General features: G+C 64.1%; 21 protein-coding genes. 11 read left to right on the top strand and 10 right to left on the bottom strand.

The genetic code is table 11. From position 1 onward, the window contains the following. Positions 1–50: 50 nt before the first annotated feature. On the bottom strand, positions 51–1,004 hold the full coding sequence (locus ACR3YK_RS01795; protein WP_486175545.1) for an L-lactate dehydrogenase: 954 nt from the start codon (positions 1,002–1,004) through the stop codon (positions 51–53). Between the two features lie 24 nt (positions 1,005–1,028). Then, entirely contained in the window at positions 1,029–1,769 is a 741-nt protein-coding gene (locus ACR3YK_RS01800) for an NAD(P)-dependent oxidoreductase (protein WP_486175546.1), read from the bottom strand. Between the two features lie 88 nt (positions 1,770–1,857). Between ACR3YK_RS01800 and ACR3YK_RS01805 the strand changes: the two genes are divergently transcribed. Further along, positions 1,858–2,562 (top strand): TetR/AcrR family transcriptional regulator, encoded by a 705-nt coding sequence (locus ACR3YK_RS01805; protein ID WP_486175547.1) that lies wholly within the window; start codon positions 1,858–1,860, stop codon positions 2,560–2,562. On the opposite strand, the gene ACR3YK_RS01810 is transcribed toward ACR3YK_RS01805, so the two are convergent. Together ACR3YK_RS01810 and ACR3YK_RS01815 are read right to left on the bottom strand one after the other, a co-directional pair. Next, the gene (locus ACR3YK_RS01810; RefSeq protein WP_486175548.1) at positions 2,559–3,731 is read right to left on the bottom strand and encodes a MalY/PatB family protein; all 1,173 of its coding nucleotides are present in this window, start codon (positions 3,729–3,731) and stop codon (positions 2,559–2,561) included. The genes ACR3YK_RS01805 and ACR3YK_RS01810 overlap by 4 nt on opposite strands. Then, entirely contained in the window at positions 3,728–4,612 is an 885-nt protein-coding gene (locus ACR3YK_RS01815) for a PHP domain-containing protein (protein WP_486175549.1), read from the bottom strand. Before ACR3YK_RS01815 ends, ACR3YK_RS01810 begins: the two co-directional genes overlap by 4 nt. 33 nt (positions 4,613–4,645) lie before the next feature. Here ACR3YK_RS01815 and ACR3YK_RS01820 point away from each other — a divergent pair, with 33 nt between their 5' ends. Both ACR3YK_RS01820 and ACR3YK_RS01825 read left to right on the top strand, forming a co-directional pair. Continuing rightward, positions 4,646–5,659, top strand: a complete 1,014-nt coding sequence (locus ACR3YK_RS01820; RefSeq protein ID WP_486175550.1) for an endonuclease/exonuclease/phosphatase family protein — start codon at positions 4,646–4,648, stop codon at positions 5,657–5,659. 96 nt (positions 5,660–5,755) lie between these two features. Continuing rightward, complete coding sequence (locus tag ACR3YK_RS01825) at positions 5,756–7,234, top strand: aminopeptidase P family protein (protein WP_486175551.1); 1,479 nt, start codon at positions 5,756–5,758, stop codon at positions 7,232–7,234. A gap of 15 nt (positions 7,235–7,249) precedes the next feature. Here ACR3YK_RS01825 and ACR3YK_RS01830 read toward each other — a convergent pair whose 3' ends face one another. Continuing rightward, on the bottom strand, positions 7,250–7,870 hold the full coding sequence (locus ACR3YK_RS01830) for a YflT domain-containing protein (RefSeq protein ID WP_486175552.1): 621 nt from the start codon (positions 7,868–7,870) through the stop codon (positions 7,250–7,252). Between the two features lie 36 nt (positions 7,871–7,906). Between ACR3YK_RS01830 and ACR3YK_RS01835 the strand changes: the two genes are divergently transcribed. Genes ACR3YK_RS01835 through ACR3YK_RS01845 form a run of 3 tightly spaced genes read left to right on the top strand, consistent with a single transcriptional unit; the run spans position 7,907 to position 10,875 of the window. Then, positions 7,907–9,238: a magnesium transporter MgtE N-terminal domain-containing protein gene (locus ACR3YK_RS01835; protein WP_486175553.1), complete on the top strand. Its 1,332-nt coding sequence runs from the start codon at positions 7,907–7,909 to the stop codon at positions 9,236–9,238. Then, positions 9,225–9,764, top strand: coding sequence for a DUF1003 domain-containing protein (locus ACR3YK_RS01840; protein ID WP_486175554.1), 540 nt, complete (start codon positions 9,225–9,227; stop codon positions 9,762–9,764). Before ACR3YK_RS01835 ends, ACR3YK_RS01840 begins: the two co-directional genes overlap by 14 nt. Next, on the top strand, positions 9,754–10,875 hold the full coding sequence (locus ACR3YK_RS01845; protein WP_486175555.1) for a P-loop NTPase: 1,122 nt from the start codon (positions 9,754–9,756) through the stop codon (positions 10,873–10,875). Before ACR3YK_RS01840 ends, ACR3YK_RS01845 begins: the two co-directional genes overlap by 11 nt. A gap of 115 nt (positions 10,876–10,990) precedes the next feature. Here ACR3YK_RS01845 and ACR3YK_RS01850 read toward each other — a convergent pair whose 3' ends face one another. Next, positions 10,991–11,113: a hypothetical protein gene (locus ACR3YK_RS01850; protein WP_268249141.1), complete on the bottom strand. Its 123-nt coding sequence runs from the start codon at positions 11,111–11,113 to the stop codon at positions 10,991–10,993. 72 nt (positions 11,114–11,185) lie between these two features. Between ACR3YK_RS01850 and ACR3YK_RS01855 the strand changes: the two genes are divergently transcribed. Further along, positions 11,186–12,100 (top strand): LysR family transcriptional regulator, encoded by a 915-nt coding sequence (locus tag ACR3YK_RS01855; protein WP_486175556.1) that lies wholly within the window; start codon positions 11,186–11,188, stop codon positions 12,098–12,100. 80 nt (positions 12,101–12,180) lie between these two features. Continuing rightward, complete coding sequence (locus tag ACR3YK_RS01860; RefSeq protein WP_486175557.1) at positions 12,181–12,618, top strand: GNAT family N-acetyltransferase; 438 nt, start codon at positions 12,181–12,183, stop codon at positions 12,616–12,618. On the opposite strand, the gene ACR3YK_RS01865 is transcribed toward ACR3YK_RS01860, so the two are convergent. Genes ACR3YK_RS01865 through ACR3YK_RS01875 form a run of 3 tightly spaced genes read right to left on the bottom strand, consistent with a single transcriptional unit; the run spans position 12,615 to position 16,222 of the window. Next, positions 12,615–13,295, bottom strand: a complete 681-nt coding sequence (locus ACR3YK_RS01865) for a nucleoside/nucleotide kinase family protein (RefSeq protein WP_486175558.1) — start codon at positions 13,293–13,295, stop codon at positions 12,615–12,617. The genes ACR3YK_RS01860 and ACR3YK_RS01865 overlap by 4 nt on opposite strands. 9 nt (positions 13,296–13,304) lie before the next feature. Next, positions 13,305–14,795: a pyridoxal phosphate-dependent decarboxylase family protein gene (locus ACR3YK_RS01870; protein ID WP_486175559.1), complete on the bottom strand. Its 1,491-nt coding sequence runs from the start codon at positions 14,793–14,795 to the stop codon at positions 13,305–13,307. Next, positions 14,792–16,222 (bottom strand): MFS transporter, encoded by a 1,431-nt coding sequence (locus ACR3YK_RS01875; protein WP_486175560.1) that lies wholly within the window; start codon positions 16,220–16,222, stop codon positions 14,792–14,794. Before ACR3YK_RS01875 ends, ACR3YK_RS01870 begins: the two co-directional genes overlap by 4 nt. Positions 16,223–16,282: 60 nt before the next feature. Here ACR3YK_RS01875 and ACR3YK_RS01880 point away from each other — a divergent pair, with 60 nt between their 5' ends. Then, on the top strand, positions 16,283–17,845 hold the full coding sequence (locus ACR3YK_RS01880) for a succinic semialdehyde dehydrogenase (RefSeq protein ID WP_486175561.1): 1,563 nt from the start codon (positions 16,283–16,285) through the stop codon (positions 17,843–17,845). Positions 17,846–17,877: 32 nt separating this feature from the next. Here the strand turns inward: ACR3YK_RS01880 and ACR3YK_RS01885 are convergent, their stop codons facing one another. Further along, complete coding sequence (locus ACR3YK_RS01885; RefSeq protein WP_486175562.1) at positions 17,878–18,273, bottom strand: sec-independent translocase; 396 nt, start codon at positions 18,271–18,273, stop codon at positions 17,878–17,880. A 62-nt stretch (positions 18,274–18,335) separates the two neighbouring features. Between ACR3YK_RS01885 and ACR3YK_RS01890 the strand changes: the two genes are divergently transcribed. After that, positions 18,336–18,968, top strand: coding sequence for an O-methyltransferase (locus tag ACR3YK_RS01890; protein WP_100389752.1), 633 nt, complete (start codon positions 18,336–18,338; stop codon positions 18,966–18,968). A 135-nt stretch (positions 18,969–19,103) separates the two neighbouring features. Beyond that, entirely contained in the window at positions 19,104–21,581 is a 2,478-nt protein-coding gene (uvrA, locus tag ACR3YK_RS01895; protein WP_486175563.1) for an excinuclease ABC subunit UvrA, read from the top strand. The last annotated feature ends 139 nt before the right edge of the window (positions 21,582–21,720 follow it).

Raw genomic sequence — 21,720 nt, forward strand, 5'->3', positions numbered from 1 at the left:
GGCCGGAGAAACGGTTATCGCTGCGTCAGGGCCAGCGGGCTTGTGCCGGGCTACGAACGTAGCGAATCGGCCGCGGCGCGCAGCGTGGTCGCGGATTCGGACAGCTGTCGCAGCTCTTTCTCGCTGAAGGTTGTCTCCTTGATGGGAGTCGCCCCCGAAGCATTCACGATGCAGGGCACAGAAAGCGCGACGCCGTCAATCCCGTGAAAGTCGGAGAGCACGGGCGCTACCGGCATGATGGAGTGCTTGTCGCCGAGAATCGCTTCCACGATGTGGGCCGTCGAGAGGCCGATCGCGTAGTTCGTCGCGCCCTTGCCCTCGATTACTTTGTAGGCGGCGTCGCGCACGCTGATGGCGATCTCGTCGAGCTCTGCTTCTGTCATGCGCGGATGCCCGTCACGCTGCCATTCGAGAACTGGAACGCCGCCGATGGTCGCGCGCGACCACAGCGGGAACTCGGAGTCACCATGCTCGCCGATGATCGAGGCGTGGACGCTCGAGGGCGAAACTCCGGCGCGCTCGGCCAACTTCCAGCGCAGTCGGGAGGTATCAAGAACGGTACCGGAGGCGAAGAGGCGCTCGGGCGGCAGACCGGACTGCTCCTGCGCGAGCGCGGTGAGTACATCGCAGGGGTTCGTGACGATGATGTAGATGGCGTTCGGTGCGACCTCCATCAGCTGCGGGATGAGCGAGCCGAGCATCCGCGCATTCACATCAGCAAGCTCCAGCCGCGTCTGACCCGGGTTCTGCTTGGCGCCCGCCGTGATCACGACAACGTGCGATCCGGCCGCAACGGAGATGTCGCTGCCGCCGATGATCTGGCTCGACCCCGTGAACTGGGTGCCGTGGGCGAGGTCGAGCACCTCGGCATCCACCTTCTTGGTCGCGATGTCGTACAGCGCGATTTGGCGGGCGGAGCCGCGAATCAGGGCAGCATAGGCGGCACTGGCGCCGACACTGCCGGCACCCACGATGGTCAGCTTGGAGTTCTCGACAACGCTCATGCGATTAGTGTGCCACGAGGCCCGCTACACGGCACGCGCGGACGAAGCATGCGCGACGGCGGACTCGCTGCGGCATCCGACGATCGCGGGTGCTTGATGAATGAGAGCGTCGTTCGTGATCGCCTCCACCATGAAGAGGGCAAAGTCAGTACGCCGGGTGAGATTGCTCTCGAGAATGGGCGAGCCGACCGCCGAGCTCCAGACGGGCAGCCCTTCGCTTTCGCCCTCTTCGAGGTCGCTGCCGCGAACGAGAGTCCAGCGAGTATCGCTTGCAAAAATGCGCTCGGCAGCGCGGGTTTGGTCGGCAATGTCGACGGCACGTACGGCTCTAGCGAGCCAGGATGCGACTGCCACCGTCGCGAGAAAGCGTCGCGAATAGTGGTCCGCCGCGCTCGCCCGCACGTGCCAGCCGCACGAGAAGATCAGGCGGGCCCCGGTCGGAGCGAAGTCCATCACGGCTTGCGCAGTGCGTGAGGAGTAATCGCGCACGCCCCACGGTGCGAGGACCGTCAGCACGGCGACGCAGCCAGCGACGGCCCGCTCGATGACGGTGCGGTCAGAGGTGTCGCCCGGGATAACTGTGATGCGGTCCCCGAAGTGTTCGAGCTTCGCCACGCTCTGCGGGCGGCACACTCCCACCACTTCGTAGCCACGCTCGAGCGCGTGGGCTGCCAAATACTGGCCGAGCTTGCCGGAGATGCCGACGATGCAGACGCGCTGGCGGGATGACTCGACAGCTGAACTACTCGCTTCAGGGGCACTCATGGTTTCCTCTCTCATGAACCTTACGCCGTAAGATTACCTTACACAGTAAGATACTGTCAATACCCCCCCCACGAGAAGGAGAACCCGAGTGGCAGAGCACAGCCGAGCGCGCAGCACGACAAAGCGCGCACCGATCACCCGCGAAACCGTACTCGCCGCGGCGCTCGAGCTCGCCGATACAGAAGGCGCTACCGCGCTCACGATGCGTGAACTCGCCGATCGCCTCGGGGTCGAAGCAATGTCGATTTACTACCACGTGCCCAATAAAGAGGCGATCCTCACGGGCCTTGTCGACCTCGTCTTCGCTGAAATTGAACTCCCCACGACCGAACACGGCTGGCGACCGGCCATGCGCGATCGCGCTGTCTCCACTCGCACTGTGCTTGCGCGCCACCGCTGGGCGATCGGCCTCATGGACTCACGCCGAGACCCGGGCCTCGCAACGCTCCGACACCACGACGCCGTCATCGGCGCCCTCCGGGCCGGCGGTTTCTCGATCGCCGGCGCCGCCCACGCTTTCTCGGCGCTCGACAGCTACATCTACGGCTTCGTACTGCAAGAACTGAGCCTGCCCTTCGAATCATCCGAAGAACTCACCGAAGTCGCCGAGGGAATCGTCACCGAGATGCCGACCGGCGAGTTTCCCCACCTCACTGAGATAGCCGTCGGCCACGCATTACTACCCGGTTATAGCTATGCCAACGAATTCGAGATCGGTCTCGATCTCATCCTCGACTCTCTCGAACAGCGACTGCCGCTCCCCGGCTGGGGCGAGAAAGCTGTCAGCCGCTAGGAGGTCATCGCTGCGGCTAGCTGCTCGATGATGCGTTCGAGAATGGGGCGCGAGGTCGCCAGGTTCACGCGAATGTGGCCGGCGCCAACTGCGCCATAGCCCACACCTCCATTAACCCGGATGCCCGCCTTCTCGGCCAACATCTCGGAAAGTTCGGGCTCGTCGGAGTAGGCACGCAAGTCAAGCCACGCCAAGTAGGTGCCCTGCATGGGAGCCATGCGAGCCTTGGGCAGGTGCTCGGCGAGCGCTGCCCGGGCGAACTCGATATTGCCCTCGATGTACTCGCGCACTTCACGCAGCCACGGCTCACCGCGAAGGTAGGCGGCCGTATTCAGCTTCATGCCTGGCGTGCTGGCGCCGTGCGTGGCAAGCCAGCTCAGCGACTCCCACTGTGCGCGGTCGGCGTCGTTACTGAGGATGATCTGCGCACACTTGAGCCCGGGCAGATTGAAAGCCTTGGACGTGCTGGTGGCGGTGATCGCGGCACGCGCACCGGCATCCGACACGCTCGCCAAAGGCACGTGTTTGTTGCCAAAGAGCGCGAGAGGCGAGTGAATCTCGTCGCTGAAGACGCGCGCACCGTGAGCGTCAGCCACGTCGGCGAGCGCCACGAGTTCATCACGCGAGTACACCTTGCCCGTGGGGTTACCGGGGTTGGCGAGAATCAGCAGGTTGGCGCCGTCAGCGAAGTGGCGAGCAATGTCGTCGAGGTCGAGCGCAAAGCTGCCGTCCTCGCCACGCCGCATCGGCGACTCGATGACTTCACGGCCGAAGTCCTTCGGCACCGCCAAGAAAGGCATGTAGGCGGGAGTCGGCACGATGACCGCAGCGCCGGGCTTGCTGAACTTCGTGATCGCCAGTTCGAGACCCTTGAGCACGTCGGGCAGAGGGTGCACGTCGGTGGCATCCAGCTCCCAGCCGTACTGCTCGCGGTGCCACTTCGCCGTTGCCGCGTTCATTTCGAGGGCGACCGAGTCGTCGGGGTAGCCGAAGCCGAAGCGCTCAGCAATCGCGGCCCACTCCTCGAGCACGGCGGGCGCGGTGCCGTAATCCATTTCGGCAACGCCGGCACACAGCAGTTCCCCTTCGGGCGCGGTCCACTTGTTGCTTCCCCGGCTGCGGAGCAGTTCGGGAGTCAGGGCGTTCCACTGTTCGGCGTTGGTAGTCATGAGGTCTCCTCTTGGGCGGGGTTTGCGCCGGCAATAAATGGGTGAGATCCGGTGGCGCGCGCGATGAGCTTTTCGAGCACTTCGGGGGCCGTGGTGTTTTCCGCGAGCCGGTTGGGCTTTCCTTCGCCGTGGTAGTCGCTTGAGCCGGTGATTTCGAGTCCGAATTTTTTGACGACCGTCATCAGCCAGGCTTTGCCTTCTTCGGTGTTGTCGCGGTGGTGAACCTCAAGCCCGAAGAGGCCGTGGTCCACGAGCTCGCGGATCACCGCGTCATCCATCGGCCGATATTTTCCGTGAGCGGCCGGATGCGCAAGCACGGGCACTCCCCCAGCAGCGACGATCATCTTCACCCCTTCAAGCGGGCTGGGTGCGTAGTACTTCTCGTAATACCCGCCCTGCCAGTGCAGGATGCTCTCGAACGCGGCGCTGCGATTGGCGACGTGTCCCTTGCGCACGAGCGCGTCGGCAATGTGCGGACGACCCAGAGTCGTGCCGTCCGACGATTCGGCGAGTACGTCATCCCACGTCAGGTCGTAGTCGAGGGCAATTTTCTCAACGATGCGTTCTGCCCGCCGCAGCCGGCCATCGCGGATGCGCGCCGTCTCGGTGACGATCGTGCGGTCGAGCGGGTCGAAGAGGTACGCGAGCACGTGAACGCTCGCGGGGCCAAAGTTGGTGCTCAGCTCCATACCCGGAATGACATTGATGCCAGCTGCGGATGCCGCAGAAATGGCTTCCTGCCAGCCAGCGGTGGAGTCGTGGTCGGTGAGCGCTACCGTCGCGAGCCCCGCTCGAGCCGCGGAACGAATCAGCTGAGTGGGAGTTTCGGTACCGTCAGACACGGCACTGTGAGTGTGCAGGTCGATCGGGGTGTTGAGCATTATGCAAGCCTATTGCTCTAGGCTCAGGTCGCTATGATTCAACGCTTTCTCGCGGCGATCTTTATACTCGCCACTGCTGCCGCCCTTATTGTCGCGGCTTGGCCTCAGCTGTTCTCTCTCGAACAGACGGTGGGCATTGCCCAGGTGGTCTCGCTGCGCGGGTTGAGTGCCGCCGCTGCCTTCGTTGCCGTGTTGGCGTTGACGCTCATTGCTCTCTTGTCGGCACGGATGCACCGCTTTGCGGCATCCCTCGCGGTGATCGGTCTCGTGTTCAGTGCGCTGTCTCTCGTGGTGCTGTCGACGCGTGGTTTCGGTAGCCCCGGTTTCGAGACGAAAGCCGACGGCGATGTGACGGTGCTGTCGTGGAACACTCTCGGTGATGCTCCCGGAGCTTCCGCGATCGCTGATCTCGCGCTAGAGAACGACGCCGATATTGTTACGCTGCCCGAAACAACTCGCGAGATGGGCTTCGAGGTGGCGCAGTTGATGGCCGCCGCCGACCACCCCATGTGGGTGCACACGCTTGCCTACGATCAGGTCTCCAAGTCGCGTTCGACGACCGTGTTGATCAGTGTCGACCTCGGCGAATATGACGTCGATGTGCAGACACGCACGACCTCCACTCTGCCGAGCCTCGTCGCGACCCCTCAAGACCCCTCGATGCCCACGATCGTCGCCGTGCACGCGGTTGCTCCCGTGCGCGGCGAGATGACGAACTGGCGAACCGACCTGGACTGGCTTGCTGAACAGTGCCGCGGCACCAACGTCATCCTCGCCGGCGACTTCAACTCGACCCTCGATCACTACGCGTCGCTGACCGACGGTGCTGAGTTTGCTCTCGGCAGTTGCACGGATGCCGCCTCGATCACCGACAACGCCGCAATCGGCACCTGGCCGACCCAGTTGCCCTCGCTGCTGGGTGCCCCGATCGACCACGTCATGAGCACAAGCGAGTGGACGACCACGGGGATGCGCGTCATCGAGTCTCACGACGGTTTCGGCAGCGACCACCGACCGGTGCTCGCCATGCTCTCCCCTGCACAGTAAGCATCCAGCCTCGCTCCCCGCATCCGCAGCATGCTGCGAACAGTGAGGGGCCCTTTCGATAGTGCGTTTTACCGCGCGAAGGGAGACACTAGAGGTATGGCAGATTCTTCGGCACCCAGCCCCCGCGCGACCTCCAACCGTTCCACGACGCCCCAGTCTTCGGGCTTCTCTGATTACATCTCTACGGGATGGGCTGAGCGGGTTGACGCTGAGGTTGTTCCCCGCGAGCAGGCCGCCTTCGCTGCTGCCCGCCGCGAGCGCCTCTCGCAGCTTCATCAGGGCCAGCGCCTGATTATTCCCGCGGGTTCGGCCAAGGTGCGCTCGAACGACACCGACTACCCGTTCCGCGCGCACTCCACGTTCGCGCACGTCACCGGCTGGGGTTCGGATGTTGTCTCCGGCAGCGTTCTCGTGATGGAGCCCACGGCTGATGGCCACGACGCCACCCTCTACTTCCGTCCGGCCGCTGGCCGCGACACGAGCGAGTTCTACGCGAACCCGGATGTCGGAGAGTTCTGGACTGGCCCGCGCCCGTCGCTCGCCAACGTCGCCACCGATCTCGGTGTTGCGACCCTGCCGCTGGCCGAGTTCGACGCCGTACTCGACCGCGTTGACGCCACCACGCTGATCGTGCGCGACGCCGACCGCGATGTCACCGACCAGGTCGATGGCCGCCGCTTGCTTGCCGCTGACTCCGAAGCGCTCGAGCACGATGGCGACGACGAGCTCAGCCGCGACCTCAGCGAGCTGCGTCTCGTCAAGGACTCCTACGAGGTCGCCGAGATGCGTGCCGCCGTTGACGCCACCCAGATGGGCTTCAACGATGTTGTCGCGGATCTGCCCACCATCATCGAGCACCGCCGTGGTGAGCGCCTCGTGGAGGGCACGTTCAACCGTCGTGCTCGCGCCGAAGGAAACACTGTCGGCTACGACACGATCGCTGCCTCCGGCCCTCACGCGTGCGTGCTGCACTGGACTCGCAACGACGGCCCCGTGAAGCCGGGCGACCTCATCCTCATCGATGCCGGTATCGAGCTCGATAGCTACTACACCGCCGACATCACCCGCACCCTGCCCATCAGCGGCACGTTCACCGAGGTGCAGCGTCGCGTCTATGACGCCGTGCTCGAAGCGGCGGATGCTGCCTTCGCGATCGTGCGCCCCGGAATTAAGTTCCGCGACATCCACGCTGAAGCAATGCGCGTCATTGCCGAGAAGACCGCCGAGTGGGGCCTTCTGCCCGTGTCAGCTGAAGAGTCGCTGGAGCCTGACAAGCAGTTCCACCGCCGCTACATGGTGCACGGCACAAGCCACCACTTGGGTATCGACGTTCACGACTGCGCCGCAGCCCGCCGCGACATGTATCTCGACGGAGTTCTTGAGCCCGGCATGGTCTTCACGATCGAGCCCGGCCTGTACTTCCAGCCCGACGACATCACCGTGCCCGAGGAGTACCGCGGCATTGGCGTGCGCATCGAGGACGACATTCTCGTCACCCAAGATGGCGCTGAGAACCTGTCGGTCAACATCCCGCGCACGGCGGATGCCGTAGAAGCGTGGATCGCCCGCTCTTAGTTGTGGAGGCCTGATTTAGGCCTTGGGCGCGTCATCGCCGTTGCCGTCGACCGGGGCTTCCGGTGTGGGTGTCGCGGCCGGTTCACCGGTAGGCGCACCAGAGGGTGTTGGTACGTGCGGGGCGGCGTGCACTCCGGGCATCCCGGCTGCGGGCAGCCCAAGAATGGTCTGAGCCTTGGCGGTGAGGTTCGGTGAAATGATCACGTCGTAGCGCTCGGCTAGCAGCTGGGACGTCGCAGCGTAGTCGCGGCGTTTGCGTGTGATTGAGTAGTTCACGACGCCGAAGATCATTCCGATTCCCGCGCCAGCGACGATGGCGGCAAAGAAGATTCCAACTTGCTGTGCCGTGATGGGAGAGATGATCGTGGAGATGAGCCCGAAGAAGAGTCCGAGCCAGGCACCGGTGCTGGCCCCGGCAAGGGCAGCACGGCCGTAGCTCAATCGCGCAGTGACTACCTCTACGGTGGTGAGGTCGCGACCGACGATCGCGATGCCAGCAACATCGAACTCTGCCTTGGCCAGCTTGTTGATGGCGGCTTGGGCATCGGTGTAGCTCTCGAAGCTTGCGAGCACGTCACCGCGCGGCACACTCGGCTGCAGAGGGGCACGGCGGGAGAATCCACTGAAATTACTCATCAGTTCATTGTCCCATGCAGGGGTAGGGTTTTAGTTGTGAGCACCTCAAGAGTATTCGTCGCCCGATTGGTGGGCTGCTCTGTCTTCGACCCCAATGGCGACCGCGTGGGTAAAGTGCGCGATGTGCTCGTTGTGGAGCGGGCCGACGCCAGCCCTCGTGTTGTGGGAATGATTGCTGAAATCCCCGGTAAACGCCATGTTTTCCTCTCGATCGGTCGCGTGACGAGCATCGGCTCCGGGCAGATCATTACGACTGGCGTTCTCAATTTGCGCCGTTTTGAGCAGCGCGGTGGTGAAATCCGCGTGATGGCTGAGCTGCTTGGTCGTCGCGTTGGACTACGCGACGGTTCCGGCGCAGCGCAAATCGAAGACGTTGCTATTGAAGAAGTTGATCTCGGCGAGTGGGAGATCAGCCAGTTGTTCCTCCGTCGCCCCAAGGCTAGCGGCGCGCCGCTCTTCGCCAAGGGACCAACGGACTTTGCCAACTGGGACGAGATCAAGCACGACCAGCACAAGGGTGAAGCGCAGTCGGCAACTCAACTTGTTGCCAGCTTTTCCGACCTTCTTCCGGCGGACCTCGCCAACGCGATGCTCGAACTGCCCGAACAGCGCATGATGGAGGTCGCCGGCGAACTTTCCGATGATCGTCTGGCTGACGTGCTTGAGGAGATGCCCGAAGACGAGCAGGTAGCGCTGCTCAACAAGCTGGATGATGACCGGGCCGCTGATGTACTCGATGAGATGCAGCCGGATGACGCGGCCGACCTCATCGCTCATCTCACCGACGAGCGCGGTGAGACACTGCTCGACCTCATGGAGCCGGAAGAAGCCGAAGATGTGCGCTTCTTGCTCAGCTACGCCCCCGATACGGCGGGTGGACTCATGACGACCGAGCCGATCATCGTGTCGGCCGACGCGACCGTCGCTGAGGGTCTCGCGCTCATCCGTCGCCACGAGCTTGCCCCCGCCTTGGGCGCTGCCATTTGCGTCACTCTGCCGCCCTATGAGCCGCCGACCGGGCGGCTGCTGGGCATGGTGCACTTCCAACGGATGCTGCGCTACCCGCCCAACGAACGCCTCGGCGCCCTCATCGATCAGTCGCTTGAGCCGGTGCGCTCGTCCACGACGGCAGCCGAAGTCTCGCGCATTCTGGCGAGCTACGACCTCGTTTCTGTGCCGGTTGTCGATGACAACCATCGATTGCTCGGGGTGGTGACCATTGACGACGTGCTCGACCATCTTCTTCCCGACGACTGGCGAAGCACTACCGATGAATCGGCCAGTTTCGACGACACATCAACTCGACCGCTGACTATCGTTCAGCAGCAAGAAATTCGCGCAGGGAGGTCAACACGTGGCATTCGCTAAACGACGTACTCCACGGTCTCAGCGCAATGAGGCACGGCTCGACAGCCCGAAGGGGCTACGTACCGGTTTCGGTATGTTCGAGAGCCGCGACCGCATGGGCCGCTATTCCGAAGCGTTCGCGCGCGGTATGGGAACCCCCTGGTTTCTTGTCGGACTCTCCGCTTTCGTAGGGGTCTGGCTGATTTACAACACGAGCGCTCCTTTCGAAGCACAATTCGACCCGCGCGCCACCAACTTCACCCTGCTGACGCTCATCCTCTCGCTGCAGGCCTCCTACGCTGCCCCGATGATCCTGCTGGCGCAGAACCGTCAGGATGACCGCGACCGCGTGCAGATCGAGCAAGATCGTCAGCGTGCCGAGCGCAACCTCAACGACACCGAGTACTTGGCGCGCGAAGTCGTTGCGCTTCGCCTCGCGATGACCGACTTGGCGAGCAAAGACTTCATTCGTTCTGAACTGCGCTCGCTGCTCGAAGAACTCGAGAAAGACGACGAGACCAAGGACGCGGAGAAGCGTGAACGCTGAGCTCGAAGCCGCGGTTCTCACTTCCCTCGCCTCGGTGATTGACCCCGAGATTCGTCGTCCCGTCACCGAGCTCGACATGATTTCGGGCGTCTCTGTTGACGACGCTGGTGCGGCATCCGTGGGCTTGACCTTGACGATTGTCGGATGCCCGGCCGCGACCTCCATCGAACGTGATGTGCGTGAGGCTACCGAGCGTGTGGCCGGCATCACGGCGGTGACCGTTGACGTATCGGTGATGACGCGGGCGCAACGCGAGGCGCTCACCGAGAAGCTGCGCAAGGGCAAGCCGAAGACGATGCAGTTCGGGCCCGATTCGCTCACTCAGATTGTGGCCGTGACGAGCGGCAAGGGCGGGGTCGGCAAATCGAGCCTCACCGCAAACTTGGCTGTTTCGCTCGCCCAGAGCGGGTTGCGCGTCGGAGTGATTGACGCCGACGTGTTCGGTTTCTCCATTCCCGGCCTGCTGGGGCTGCACGGCGCGAAGCCCACGCAGGTGGGCGAAATGATTCTGCCGCCGGTGGCCTACGACGTGAAAGTCATCTCGATCGGCATGTTTGTCGAAGACAACACGGCGGTCTCCTGGCGCGGGCCCATGCTGCACCGCACGATTCAGCAATTCTTGACCGATGTGTTTTTCGGCGACCTCGATGTGCTGCTGCTTGACCTTCCGCCGGGAACCGGCGATGTCGCAATCTCGCTCGGCCAGCTGCTGCCGCACTCCGATGTGGTGGTCGTCACGACCCCGCAGTCTGCTGCTGCTGACGTTGCTGAACGCAGCGGTCTTGTTGCACGCCAAACCGGTCAGCGCGTGATCGGCGTCATCGAAAACATGGCGGGTCTCCCCCAGCCTGACGGCAGCGTGCTCGAACTCTTTGGTTCCGGTGGTGGGGCGGATGCCGCAGCCAAGCTCTCCACGCCAGACGAGCCCGTCTCGGTGCTGGCCTCGATTCCGCTCAGTATTGCTCTGCGCGAGGGCGGCGACGCCGGGGTTCCCGTCGTGATCGCGGCCCCCGCGGATCCTGCCGCGCAGGCCATCACGGCTCTTGCCGCAACTCTCCGTTCGCACAAGCGCAGCGTTGCCGGCCGCAAGCTCGGCCTCAGCCCGCGCTAGCTGCGCACCAACGTCGCCCGGAGCGCGCACTAGTGGCGCACCCGTCAGCACGCCGTTAACGCAAAAACACCACAGCAGAAATGCTGTGGTGTTGCGTAAACCGGCTGGCGGTTGGCTACGGCATGGTGTTGTAGCGACGGGTGGGGATGCGACGGTATCCGTCGGTTGCTACGGCGCGCAGGGTAGCGATGATGCCGAATGCGGACAGTGCCCCAATGATGATCAGTTCGAAGTTCATGTCTATATTCTGACCTTCGGCAACCTTTTAGAACAAGATGATCTTTCTTATCTAACCTTGTAGGCTAGCTACATGGAGATACGGCGCCTCGAACTGCTGCGCGAATTGGCTGACCGCGGCAGCATCACGGCTGTCGCCAAGGCCACGATGCGTACGCCATCCGCGGTTTCTCAGCAGCTCAAAATCTTGGAACGCGAAGCTGGCATCCCCCTCACCGAGCGGGTCGGCCGTGGCATCGTGCTGACCTCTGCTGGGCGCGCACTCGCCCAGACCGCGGCCGATGTCGCCACGGCAATTGAGAAGGCCGAAGCGCTCTGGAACGATTTTCGCGAGTCGCCGCGCGGTGAGGTCACGATGACGATCTTTCCCACGGGCGGCGAGATGTTGCTGCCCGGTCTTTTCCATTCGATCAATCGTCTCGCGGGCCTCAAGCTGCACTGCAACGACCAAGACTCCGTGCTTGAGGATGTTGCCAACCTCACCGCTGATTTCGACATTGTGGTCTCCGACTCTCCGCACGTGCTGCCCTCCTGGACCGAGCGCGGGCTCGCCGTCGTTCCTCTCATGCGCGAGTCTCTCGATGTCGCGCTGCCTGAGGATCATCCCCTTGGCCGCAAAGCCGCCCTCACTCCGGCTGACCTCATCGACGAGACGTGGATCGGGGTGCCGCCCGGGTTGCCGTTCGACCGCATCCTGCGCCGCATCGAGGCCGCCAATGGCGCGCCAGCCAACGTCGCCCAGCGCCTGACCGACAACAGCATCGTCGAAGCGGTGGTGGCGGCTGGCCACGGCATCGCCATCCTGCCGCGCTTCACGACGCGCGACCGCGAGAACGGCCTCATCACTCGCCCCCTCAAGGGCGTGCCCTCATCGCGCCTCATCTCGGCATTGCTGCGTCCCGACCGCGCCGAGCGGCCGTCGGTGCGCGCGGTCGTCAAAGCGCTCGTGGATGAAGCCCAGCGCTTCGAGCGCGAACATACGGCGTAAGCACAGCACACGGCGTAAGCCGAGCACTCGGCGTAAGCGCAGCATCCGCTCGCCGCCTTCGACCGGCTTAGAATTCCGAAGTGGACTTCTCCCTGCGCCCCAGCACCGACGCCGACCTCGACTGGTTGCTTGAGCTGCGCGCCGTCGTACTGCGTGATGATCTCGAACGTCATGGGCTGTTCGACCCCGTGCGCGTGCGCCAGTGGATGAGTAAGGCGTTTGTCGCGAGCAACACCCAAATCATTCGTGTCGACGGCGCGGATGTCGGCTCCATTACCGTGCGCCACGAACCCGATGCGCGCTGGATCGAGCACTTCTATTTACCCGCCCACCTGCACGGTCACGGCGTTGGCACACGCGTGCTCGCCGACGCTCTCAGCCGACCGGATGCGCGCCCGTTCCGCCTTATGGTGCTGCAGGGCAGCCCCGCCATCCGCCTCTACGAACGCCACGGCTTCGTGCCCTACGACAGCGACGACCATGACGTGTGGATGACGCGGCCCGCCGTTCTCGGCTAGTCGCGGGCCGCCGCATCTGCCGTCACGATTCGCGGCTCGTTCGGATTGGCGTTGTCGATGACTCGTGTCGCGCGCCCCCACGGCTGGGCAGCTCCGAAATAAAGACGCTGCCCACCGACGTAGCGCTGCATCGACGGGTGTTCGGGGTCGGGATTACTGCCATCTCGGACCGCCATTCGACGTGCAGTCTCGGCGAAAGGCACATCAAGAAACAGCGAGTAGTCCCAAGTACCGAGCAGCTCGTCGCGGTGAAGAAACATGCCCTCCACCAGAACGATGGCGCGCTCGGGTGCACTGCAGAGCGCAGGCCTCACAGCGGTATCGCGCCGATAATCGGTTGCCGCAGTGCGATAGCTTCCGCCTCCGCCTCGACTCAAGGGCACGAGCACGTCGCGTTGCAGCGCCTCGTAGTCGTAGCTGTCGAGCCAGAAACCTTCCGCCGAGTCACGACCTCGGCGATGACGAACCTCCTGAAGATTCAGAAAGTCGTCGACATGAATGACGATGACGGGCACGTCGAGGATGGCCGCGGCAAGATCATTCGCGAACGTCGATTTGCCGCTGCCGTCGACCCCGTCAATCGCCACCAGAGAGCGGCCGAGCGGGAGGGCGCAGATCTCCGCCGCCAAGGAGCGCAGCAGAGATGTGCGCTCATCGATTGCGAGAGGCTCCGCCATCAGCCTTCTCTACGCCTCCGGCTCGATCAGGCGCGCGAGCAGTTCGATGAGCAAACGTTCCGTGAGCGGGGCCGGCATCGCGGCAATGAGAGCCAGCAGCGGAGCCATACGCTCGGGGAGCCCCTCGGTGGCGGCACCGAGGCCCAGCGCGCCCAGAAGGCCCGCAGCGGTCGCGGAATCGAGCGGAGCGGCATCCGGGTCTCCTAAGGCGGCAAGAGTCTCAGTGGGCAACGTAGCGAGCAGAGCCTCGGCCGAGATGGGAGCGACGCCGCGCACCTCGTCGGCTGCCGCCACGAGTGCGGCGCTAAGCTCGTCGAGCACGTTGGCGGTCACCGGCGTGATGGTGAGGTGCGTCGTTGCGGGCAGCACGCTGCCATCGCTCTGCACGAGAGACGGCTGAAGCTGCAACAGGAAGCCATGCTCGCGCACCTGGTCGGCCCAGTGATGCGCGTCGACGCGGCGCTCGGGAGCGATAGACTCATCCGTCGCGATTGCGAGCAGGGGGCCAACGGGGTTACCGACAACGCGCAAGCCCTCGATGCCACCGATGACATCGCGCAGCGACCGCGTGGAGCGAGCGCACGACTGCGAGAGCTCAGCAAGCCCATTTGTTCCGAGCGCGTGGATGATCGCCCACGCTGCCGCCAAAGGACCCGCCGACTTCGAGCCCAGAATTGTTGGGTTCACAATCGGGTAGCCCGGCCACTGCGTCGTCGCGAAGTACTGCGCGCGCTGACGGTCGCGACCGCGCTGCACAATCACCGACGCGCCCTTGGGCGAGTATCCGAACTTGTGCAGGTCGGCGCTGATGCTCGTGACGCCCGGCACTTCAAAGTTCCACGGCTCGACGCCCTCCCAAAAGGGAAGCACCCAGCCGCCGATGCAGGCATCAACGTGACAGGCGATTCCGTGCTCGGCTGCCGCCGCCGCGACCTCTACGACAGGGTCCATCGCGGCGTGCGCATAGCTCGGAGCCGACACCACCACGAGAGCGACATCGTCGCCCATGCGCGCAATCAGGTCGCTCGCGGCGACGTCACCGCCGAGGCCGACCGGTACGAGATCCAGTTCGAGCCCGAAGTAGTGCGCAGCCTTCTGAAACGCCGCATGAACAGTCACCGGTGCCAAGAGTCGCGGCGTGCCCGTGCGCGCCGACGAGCCAGAACCGCGCCACACGTCGCGCGCCGTTTTCACGGCCAGCAGGCAGCTTTCGGTGCCGCCGGTCGTGACGGTGCCGACGACATCCTCATCGCCGCCCAGCAGGTCGCGAGCAAAGCCGAGCACTTCGCGTTCCATGACGGCAACCGACGTGAACGTCGTGGGGTCGAGCCCATTCACGGGCTGCACGGCACGGATGGCGCTGGCGGCGAGCTCATCAAGTTCGGCAAGGCCGGAGTCGTAGACATACGAGAGCACGCGCCCACCGTGAGTGGGAGCATCCGCTTCGCGCAGTGCAGAAAGGCGTTCGAGAATATCGGCGGGCTGGTGGTCGAACTTCATCGGGTCTCCTGATCGTTCGCAGTGGTGGTGAGGCCACTGGTGGGGTGCGGGGTGGTGGCGGGTGTAGCGGCAGAGTCGGCCTCGTCGCTGTCAGCCTCATCAATGTGGTGGCGACGCAGCGGGTAGCGCCTGAAGCTCAGCAACGAAAGACCGATGATCACGGCGGGCACGATGCTGAAGCTGATGATGATTCCGGCGATGGCCGAGTCGGGCTGGGTCACCGTCTGGTTGGCCACCGATTCGAGGTAACCGGATGCCGCAAGCACGGTCGTGAGCACCGTGGCACCGAGTGCCATTCCGGTAGTTTCACCCGCGGTCCACACTCCACCGAAGGTGCCAGCAGAGGCAATCTTGTGGCGGCGCGAATCGTGGGAGATCACGTCGGGCAGCATCGACATCGGCAGGGCTTGCATACCGGCGTAGCCCGCTCCGGCGAGCGCGACGGGCGCATAGATCCAGACGCCGGGTGCCCACAGTTGCGGAACGATCAGCAACGCACCCACGCCGTAGCAGGCCGAGGCCCACACGAAGGCGCGCTCTTTGCCGATACGGCGCGAGATCGCAGCCCACACGGGAGCAAAGAGCAGAGCGGGGCCGATGAGCGAGACAAACAGAATCGCGACTCCGGTGCCGAGCACCCACGTCGCGACATACTGCGCGCCCGCGAGCATGACGCCCGTGGCGAGCCCCTGCAGCAGGAAGGTCAACAGCAACGCCCGGAAGGGTTGGCTGCGCTTGAGCGCCGCGATACCGGCGCGGTAGGTTTGCGCAATCGACACGGCCGGGGCCACAGCACTAAGTCCGCGGGGCGCTGAGAACGAAGAGATCACGAGCGAGATGCCCATAAGCGCTGCCGCGGAGAGTGCCATCACGAGATAGCCGAGCCGTTCATCCGCAAAGGCATCACGAATCTCGGGGGCACCGGCACCGAACAGCAGAATTGCCACCGTGAGCACGACCACGCGAACGGCCAGGAGGCGCGTGCGTTCGTCGTAACTGCGAGTCAGTTCGGCGGGCAGCGCGATGTACGGCACTTGAAACAGGCTGAACGCGGTGGCCGTGGCCACGAAGGCAATGAAGACCCAGATGCCTGACGCAAGCGGGCCGATGCCGGCGGGTACCGCAAAGGTCACCACGAACAGTATCGGCAGAAGGATGGCACCGAGCAGCATCACCGGTCGTCGCGTGCCGCGGTGGGCCAGGCTGCGGTCGCTGCGAGCGCCGATCACGGGATCGATGATCACGTCCCACACCTTGGCGGCGGTCACCAGAATTCCGGCCGCGAGGGCGGCAATGCCCAGGGTGTCGGTGAGGTAATAGACGAGCACGAGACCCGGCAGGGCACCAAAGCCTCCTGTGCCAAGAGAACCAATGGCGTAGGTGGCGATCGTGGATCGGGTCAGAGCTCGCGGCGCTGCGGTCGTCATCTTTGTGAGCCTAGTGCTTTGCACAGCCGAATTTGTGGTGCTCAGCCGTAGTGTTGAGACATGTCGCCTCACACAGTTGCTTCACTGATCGGGTCGCGTCGCCGCGACACTATTGTCGCCCAGTTGCGGTGCACCACCTCCGACACCGCCACCGTGATTGCACCGTTCAGCGGCCAACCCCTGCACGAGTTGCCGCAGAGTTCGACCCGCGATGTTCGGGATGCCGCGGCATCCGCTCGCACCGCTCAGCGCGCTTGGCGCAACGCCGGCTTCGCCTACCGGCGCCGCGTTCTGCTGCGTGCCCACGACCTGCTGTTGGAGCGTCAAGAAGAGTTGCTCGACCTGCTGCAGACGGAGTCGGGAAAGACTCGCGGCCAGGCCTTCGAAGAAATTTTTCAAGCGGCCTCGATCACGCGGTACTACGCCATCTCGGCCGAGCGCGTGTTGGCGACCAAGCGTCGCCGCGCGGGCATTCCGCTGCTCATGTCGACGCGGGTGAGCTACTCCCCCAAGCAACTCATCGGTGTTGTCACGCCGTGGAACTACCCGATTGCTCTCGGGGCCATGGATATCGTTCCTGCGTTGGCCGCCGGCAGTGCCGTCATCCAGAAGATCGACAATCAGGGCGCGCTCTCGATGCTCGCCACCCGCGAGGCTTACATTGATGCCGGAGTTCCCGCCGCTGTTTGGCCGATTCTGGCAGGCCCCGGTAGCCAGGTCGGCAACGCCGTTGTTGATGCCGCCGACTACATCTGCTTCACCGGATCGACGCCCACGGGCACCAAGGTCGGCAAGCGTGCCGCCGGGCGCCTCATCGGTGCATCGCTCGAGCTCGGAGGCAAGAACCCGCTGCTCGTTTTGGGCGATGCCGATCCCATCCAAGCCGCAGAGGATGCCGTCTACGCCTGCTTCGCCTCCATGGGGCAGTTGTGCGTTTCGATCGAGCGTATCTACGTGCACAAGTCGATCGAGGCCGAATTCACTCGCGCTTTCGCTGAGCGTGTAAAAGCTCTTGCGCAGACTTCTGCGCTCGACTACTCGGGTGATGTGGGTTCACTCACGTCGCAGGCTCAACTTGAGCGCGTTCAGGCCCACGTGGAAGATGCCGTTACAAAGGGCGCGACCGTGGTCGCCGGCGGAATTCCCCGGCCCGATCTCGGCCCCTACTTTTACGCGCCCACCGTTCTCACGGGAGTCACCGCTGAAATGGAGTGCTTCGCTAACGAAACGTTCGGCCCCGTGGTGGCAATCACCTCAGTCGACAGCGACACGGATGCTATCAACCGCGCCAACGACACGGAGTTCGGCCTGAACGCCTCGATCTTCAGTGGCTCCATCGCCCACGCTCGCCGTCTCGCCGATCGCTTGGATGCCGGCAGCGTCAACATCAACGAGGGCTACCGCGGCAGCTTCTCGAGCGTCGATGCGCCGATGGGCGGCATGAAGCACTCCGGGCTAGGACGCCGCAACGGGCCCGAGGGCATCCTGCGCTTCGTGCAATCGCGCACGGTGTCGCAGTCGAACGGCATTCTGCAGTTGCCACGCTCCGGTGCTGAGTTCGCCGCGATGGCGGGTCTCATGGTCACACTGTTGACCGTGTTGAAGGTGCTGCGCCGCCGCTAGGACGGTGGTGTGCGAGGGCTGGCGCGAGCGCGCTACGTCGCTTCGTTATCGAAGGGGGCGCGTTCGCCCGCCTTCAGTTCTGCTTTGAGTTGCGATTGCCGTTCAGCGAGCGCCGCCTGACGTTCCGCATACGCGGCAGACCGCGGAGGACGCACCTTCACGGGAGGCGTTTCCTCTTCGAGCAGGGCGTCGCGGATGATGCGACGCGGGTCGTACTGGCGCGGGTCAAGCTGCTTCCAGTCGATGTCGTCGAAGTCGGGGCCCATCTCTTCGCGCATGCGATCTTTGGCGCCGTTGGCCATGTCGCGCAGCGAGCGGACGAGGCGGGCGAGCTGCGACGCGTAGTAGGGCAAACGGTCGGGGCCCAGCAAAAAGACAGCGATGATCCCAATGATCAGCAGTTTGTCGAATGTGAGACCGAAGGACACCCGTTTAGCTTACCTGCGCTAGCGGCTACGCCGTCTACAGTTGACACAGCGATAGGAGCAATGTGTCAGACAAGCAGTTGAGTTGGAAGTACGCCGAGGAGTTCGTTGTCGAACGCCCAGAGATCGCTGCGGCGCGCGTGCATTCCAGCGAGTTGGGCATCGAAGCGGTCAGCCCCGCTGTCGGCGCTCAGCTGGCCTTGCTCGCTGCGGCCACGGGCGCCAAGAGCATCATCGAGGTCGGCACCGGTGTCGGCATCAGTGGGCTCTGGATGCTCGCCGGCAGCCCCGGCGCACTGCTCACGACGATCGACTCCGAGATAGACCACCAGCAGGTTGCTCGCGCCGTGTTCGCGGATGCCGGCATCCAGTCGAATCGCGTACGTCAGATCGGTGGCAAGGCTGCCGAAGTTCTGCCACGTATGAACGAGTCGAGCTACGACCTCGTCTTTATTGATGCCGACCCTCAGTCGGTCATCGAGTACGTCGAACACGGCCTTCGCCTCGTTCGCCCCGGCGGTGTCGTAGCGGTTGCTCATGCTCTGTGGCGCGACCGCGTCGCCGACCCTGCTCAGCGCGACTCGACGGTCAGTAATTTCCGCACGCTCTTGAAGGAGATCGCGCAGTCGGAGGCAGTGATTAGTTCGCTCATCCCCGTCGGCGACGGGCTTCTGCAGCTCACCAAGCTCAGCGACTAACGCGCTCAGCGAACGCTCACCGGGCGTTCAGAGTTCTGTCCGTAGGGTGGATGAACCGCCATCCCTCGACGAACACGACTGAGCGCGCGCTGCTGAGGAATCTGGATCTCCGCAGGCCGTGAGAACGGAGCATCCATGACTAGCAACGATCGTGACGGCTGGGTTCGTGTTCGAGGGGCCCGCGAGAATAACCTCGCCAACATCGATCTCGATGTTCCCCGGGATTGCATGGTCGCATTCACGGGCATCTCCGGTTCGGGAAAGTCGTCGCTCGCTTTCGGCACCCTGTACGCCGAGGCTCAGCGCCGCTACTTCGAGTCAGTGGCGCCCTACGCTCGCCGTCTGCTCAACCAGGTTGGCGCTCCAGATGTCACCGACATCACGGGTCTTCCCCCTGCGGTTGCGCTTCAGCAGCGCCGCGGAGCGCCCAGTTCGCGCTCGAGCGTCGGCACGATCACGACGCTCTCGAACCTGCTGCGCATGCTGTATTCCCGTGCCGGCACATATCCCGCCGGTGTTACTCACCTCTCGGCGGAAGCCTTCTCGCCGAACACGGCGACCGGGGCGTGCCCGCGCTGTCACGGCCTTGGCGTTGTTCACGACGTAACTGAAGATCTCCTTGTGCCCGACGCGTCGCTCTCGATTCGCGATGGCGCTATCGCCGCGTGGCCGGGAGCGTGGCAGGGCGCAAACCTCAAGAGCATCGTCAACGGCCTCGGCATCGACACCCGCGCGCCCTGGCACGCCCTCAGTCAAAAAGATCGCGACTGGCTGCTGTACACCGAAGAGCAGCCCTCGGTCTTCATCCAGCCCGAAGAAGGCCGCGTCGACCATGGCTACAACGGCAAGTTCTGGAGCGCCCGCAAGCACATCATGAACGTGCTCTCGCAGTCTCAGAGCGAGCGGATGCGCGAGCGCGCGCTGCGCTTCGTGCAGAGCATGACGTGCCCCGAGTGTGGCGGCAGCGGCCTGCAGGCGAACGCCCTCTCGGTCACCTTCGCGGGTCTCAGCATCGCGGAGCTCAACGCCGTTCCGCTGACCGACCTTGCGGATCGACTGCGCGAAGGCATGGCACGTGCCGACTCAGAAAGTGAAGGCTCAGAAGGCAACGAAGTCGCCCACCGCATCGGCGACGATGTGATTGCGCGCGTTGACGTTCTGCTCGACCTCGGGCTCGGCTACCTCAGCCTCGGCCGCAACTCCACCACGCTCTCCCCCGGCGAAGCGCAACGCCTGCGCATCGCCACCCAACTGCGCTCCGGCCTCTTCGGGGTCGTCTACGTTCTCGACGAGCCCTCGGCGGGATTGCACCCGGCGGATGCCGCACCGCTATTGAAGGTTCTTGACCGTTTGACGGCATCCGGCAACTCTCTCTTCGTGGTGGAACACGACCTCGACGTTATTCGTCGTGCTGACTGGATCGTCGACATCGGTCCCGGTGCGGGCGAGGGCGGCGGGCAACTCGTGTACTCGGGCCCCGTCGACGGCCTCAAGGATGTTCCCGAATCGGTCACCGGCCGCTACCTCTTTCCGCAGGAGTCGCGACCGACGCGCGAGGTGCGCTCCCCGGAATCGTGGGTGCGGCTGAAGAAAGCCTCGCTGCACAACATCCGCGATCTCACGGTCGACTTCCCGCTGGGCGTCATGACCGCGGTCACGGGCGTCTCAGGCTCGGGCAAGTCAACCCTCGTCACCCACGTGCTCGCCGAAGCCGTGCGCGCTCAGCTCGGTGCCGCTGCGGATAACGCAGGCGACGCCGCAGACGCGGATGACCCGCGCCACGACCTCACGCTCGAAGACACCGCCGGCCTCGACTCTTTCGACCGTCTGGTGCTCGTCGATCAGCGCCCGATCGGCCGCACCCCGCGCTCGAACCTGGCCACCTACACCGGCATGTTCGATGTCGTACGCAAGCTCTTTGCCGCCACCGACGAAGCCCACAAGCGCGGCTACACGGCCAGCCGGTTCTCGTTCAACGTGGCCGGTGGTCGCTGCGAGACCTGCCAAGGCGAAGGATTCGTTTCGGTCGAGCTTCTGTTCCTGCCGGGCACGTATGCGCCCTGCCACACCTGCCACGGTGCGCGCTACAACGACGAAACACTCGAAGTCACCTACTTGGGCAAGACAATCGCCGACGTCTTGGGCATGACCGTCAACACCGCCGCCGACTTCTTCGCCGAATCCACCTCAGCGCTGCGCAGCCTCGATACGCTGCGCGATGTCGGCCTTGGCTACCTGCGGCTAGGCCAGCCCGCAACTGAACTGAGTGGCGGTGAAGCGCAGCGCATCAAACTCGCGACCGAATTGCAGCGCGCACGCCGCGGCCATGCGCTGTATCTGCTCGATGAGCCTACGGCGGGGCTGCATCCCTCGGACACCGAGCTGTTGCTCGCCCAGTTGCAGCGCCTCGTGGATGCCGGAAACACTGTCGTGCTTGTCGAACACGATTTGGCCACCATTGCCGCCAGCGACTGGATCATTGACCTCGGTCCGAGCGGCGGCGACCAGGGAGGCACGATCGTGGCCACCGGCACTCCCCGCGAGGTGGCCGCCGGCCCCGGCGCAACGGCGAAGTACCTCAGCGAGTGGCTCGAGACCAGCACCGCTGACTAGTCACAGCAAGCTCACGGCCCCGGCGGCGACGGGTTAAACACAAGCACCGAACACGAGTGATCGTGTTCGGTGCTTGTTTCGACAAGCTCTGCCCGTGTGGCAAACTCAGAAGAGTGCGCAGTGGCGTGAGCTGCCGATT

The organism is Salinibacterium sp. 10G20-15, assembly GCF_057365065.1.

Coding starts and splice junctions, on each gene's coding strand:
- ACR3YK_RS01875 (WP_486175560.1), bottom strand. CDS start 16,222: ATGACGACCGCAGCGCCGCGAGCTCTGACCCGATCCACGATCGCCACC.
- ACR3YK_RS01815 (WP_486175549.1), bottom strand. CDS start 4,612: ATGCTCAACACCCCGATCGACCTGCACACTCACAGTGCCGTGTCTGAC.
- ACR3YK_RS01820 (WP_486175550.1), top strand. CDS start 4,646: ATGATTCAACGCTTTCTCGCGGCGATCTTTATACTCGCCACTGCTGCC.
- uvrA (WP_486175563.1), top strand. CDS start 19,104: ATGACTAGCAACGATCGTGACGGCTGGGTTCGTGTTCGAGGGGCCCGC.
- ACR3YK_RS01830 (WP_486175552.1), bottom strand. CDS start 7,870: ATGAGTAATTTCAGTGGATTCTCCCGCCGTGCCCCTCTGCAGCCGAGT.
- ACR3YK_RS01800 (WP_486175546.1), bottom strand. CDS start 1,769: ATGAGTGCCCCTGAAGCGAGTAGTTCAGCTGTCGAGTCATCCCGCCAG.
- ACR3YK_RS01810 (WP_486175548.1), bottom strand. CDS start 3,731: ATGACTACCAACGCCGAACAGTGGAACGCCCTGACTCCCGAACTGCTC.
- ACR3YK_RS01855 (WP_486175556.1), top strand. CDS start 11,186: ATGGAGATACGGCGCCTCGAACTGCTGCGCGAATTGGCTGACCGCGGC.
- ACR3YK_RS01880 (WP_486175561.1), top strand. CDS start 16,283: ATGTCGCCTCACACAGTTGCTTCACTGATCGGGTCGCGTCGCCGCGAC.
- ACR3YK_RS01850 (WP_268249141.1), bottom strand. CDS start 11,113: ATGAACTTCGAACTGATCATCATTGGGGCACTGTCCGCATTCGGCATC.
- ACR3YK_RS01870 (WP_486175559.1), bottom strand. CDS start 14,795: ATGAAGTTCGACCACCAGCCCGCCGATATTCTCGAACGCCTTTCTGCA.
- ACR3YK_RS01795 (WP_486175545.1), bottom strand. CDS start 1,004: ATGAGCGTTGTCGAGAACTCCAAGCTGACCATCGTGGGTGCCGGCAGT.
- ACR3YK_RS01825 (WP_486175551.1), top strand. CDS start 5,756: ATGGCAGATTCTTCGGCACCCAGCCCCCGCGCGACCTCCAACCGTTCC.
- ACR3YK_RS01865 (WP_486175558.1), bottom strand. CDS start 13,295: ATGGCGGAGCCTCTCGCAATCGATGAGCGCACATCTCTGCTGCGCTCC.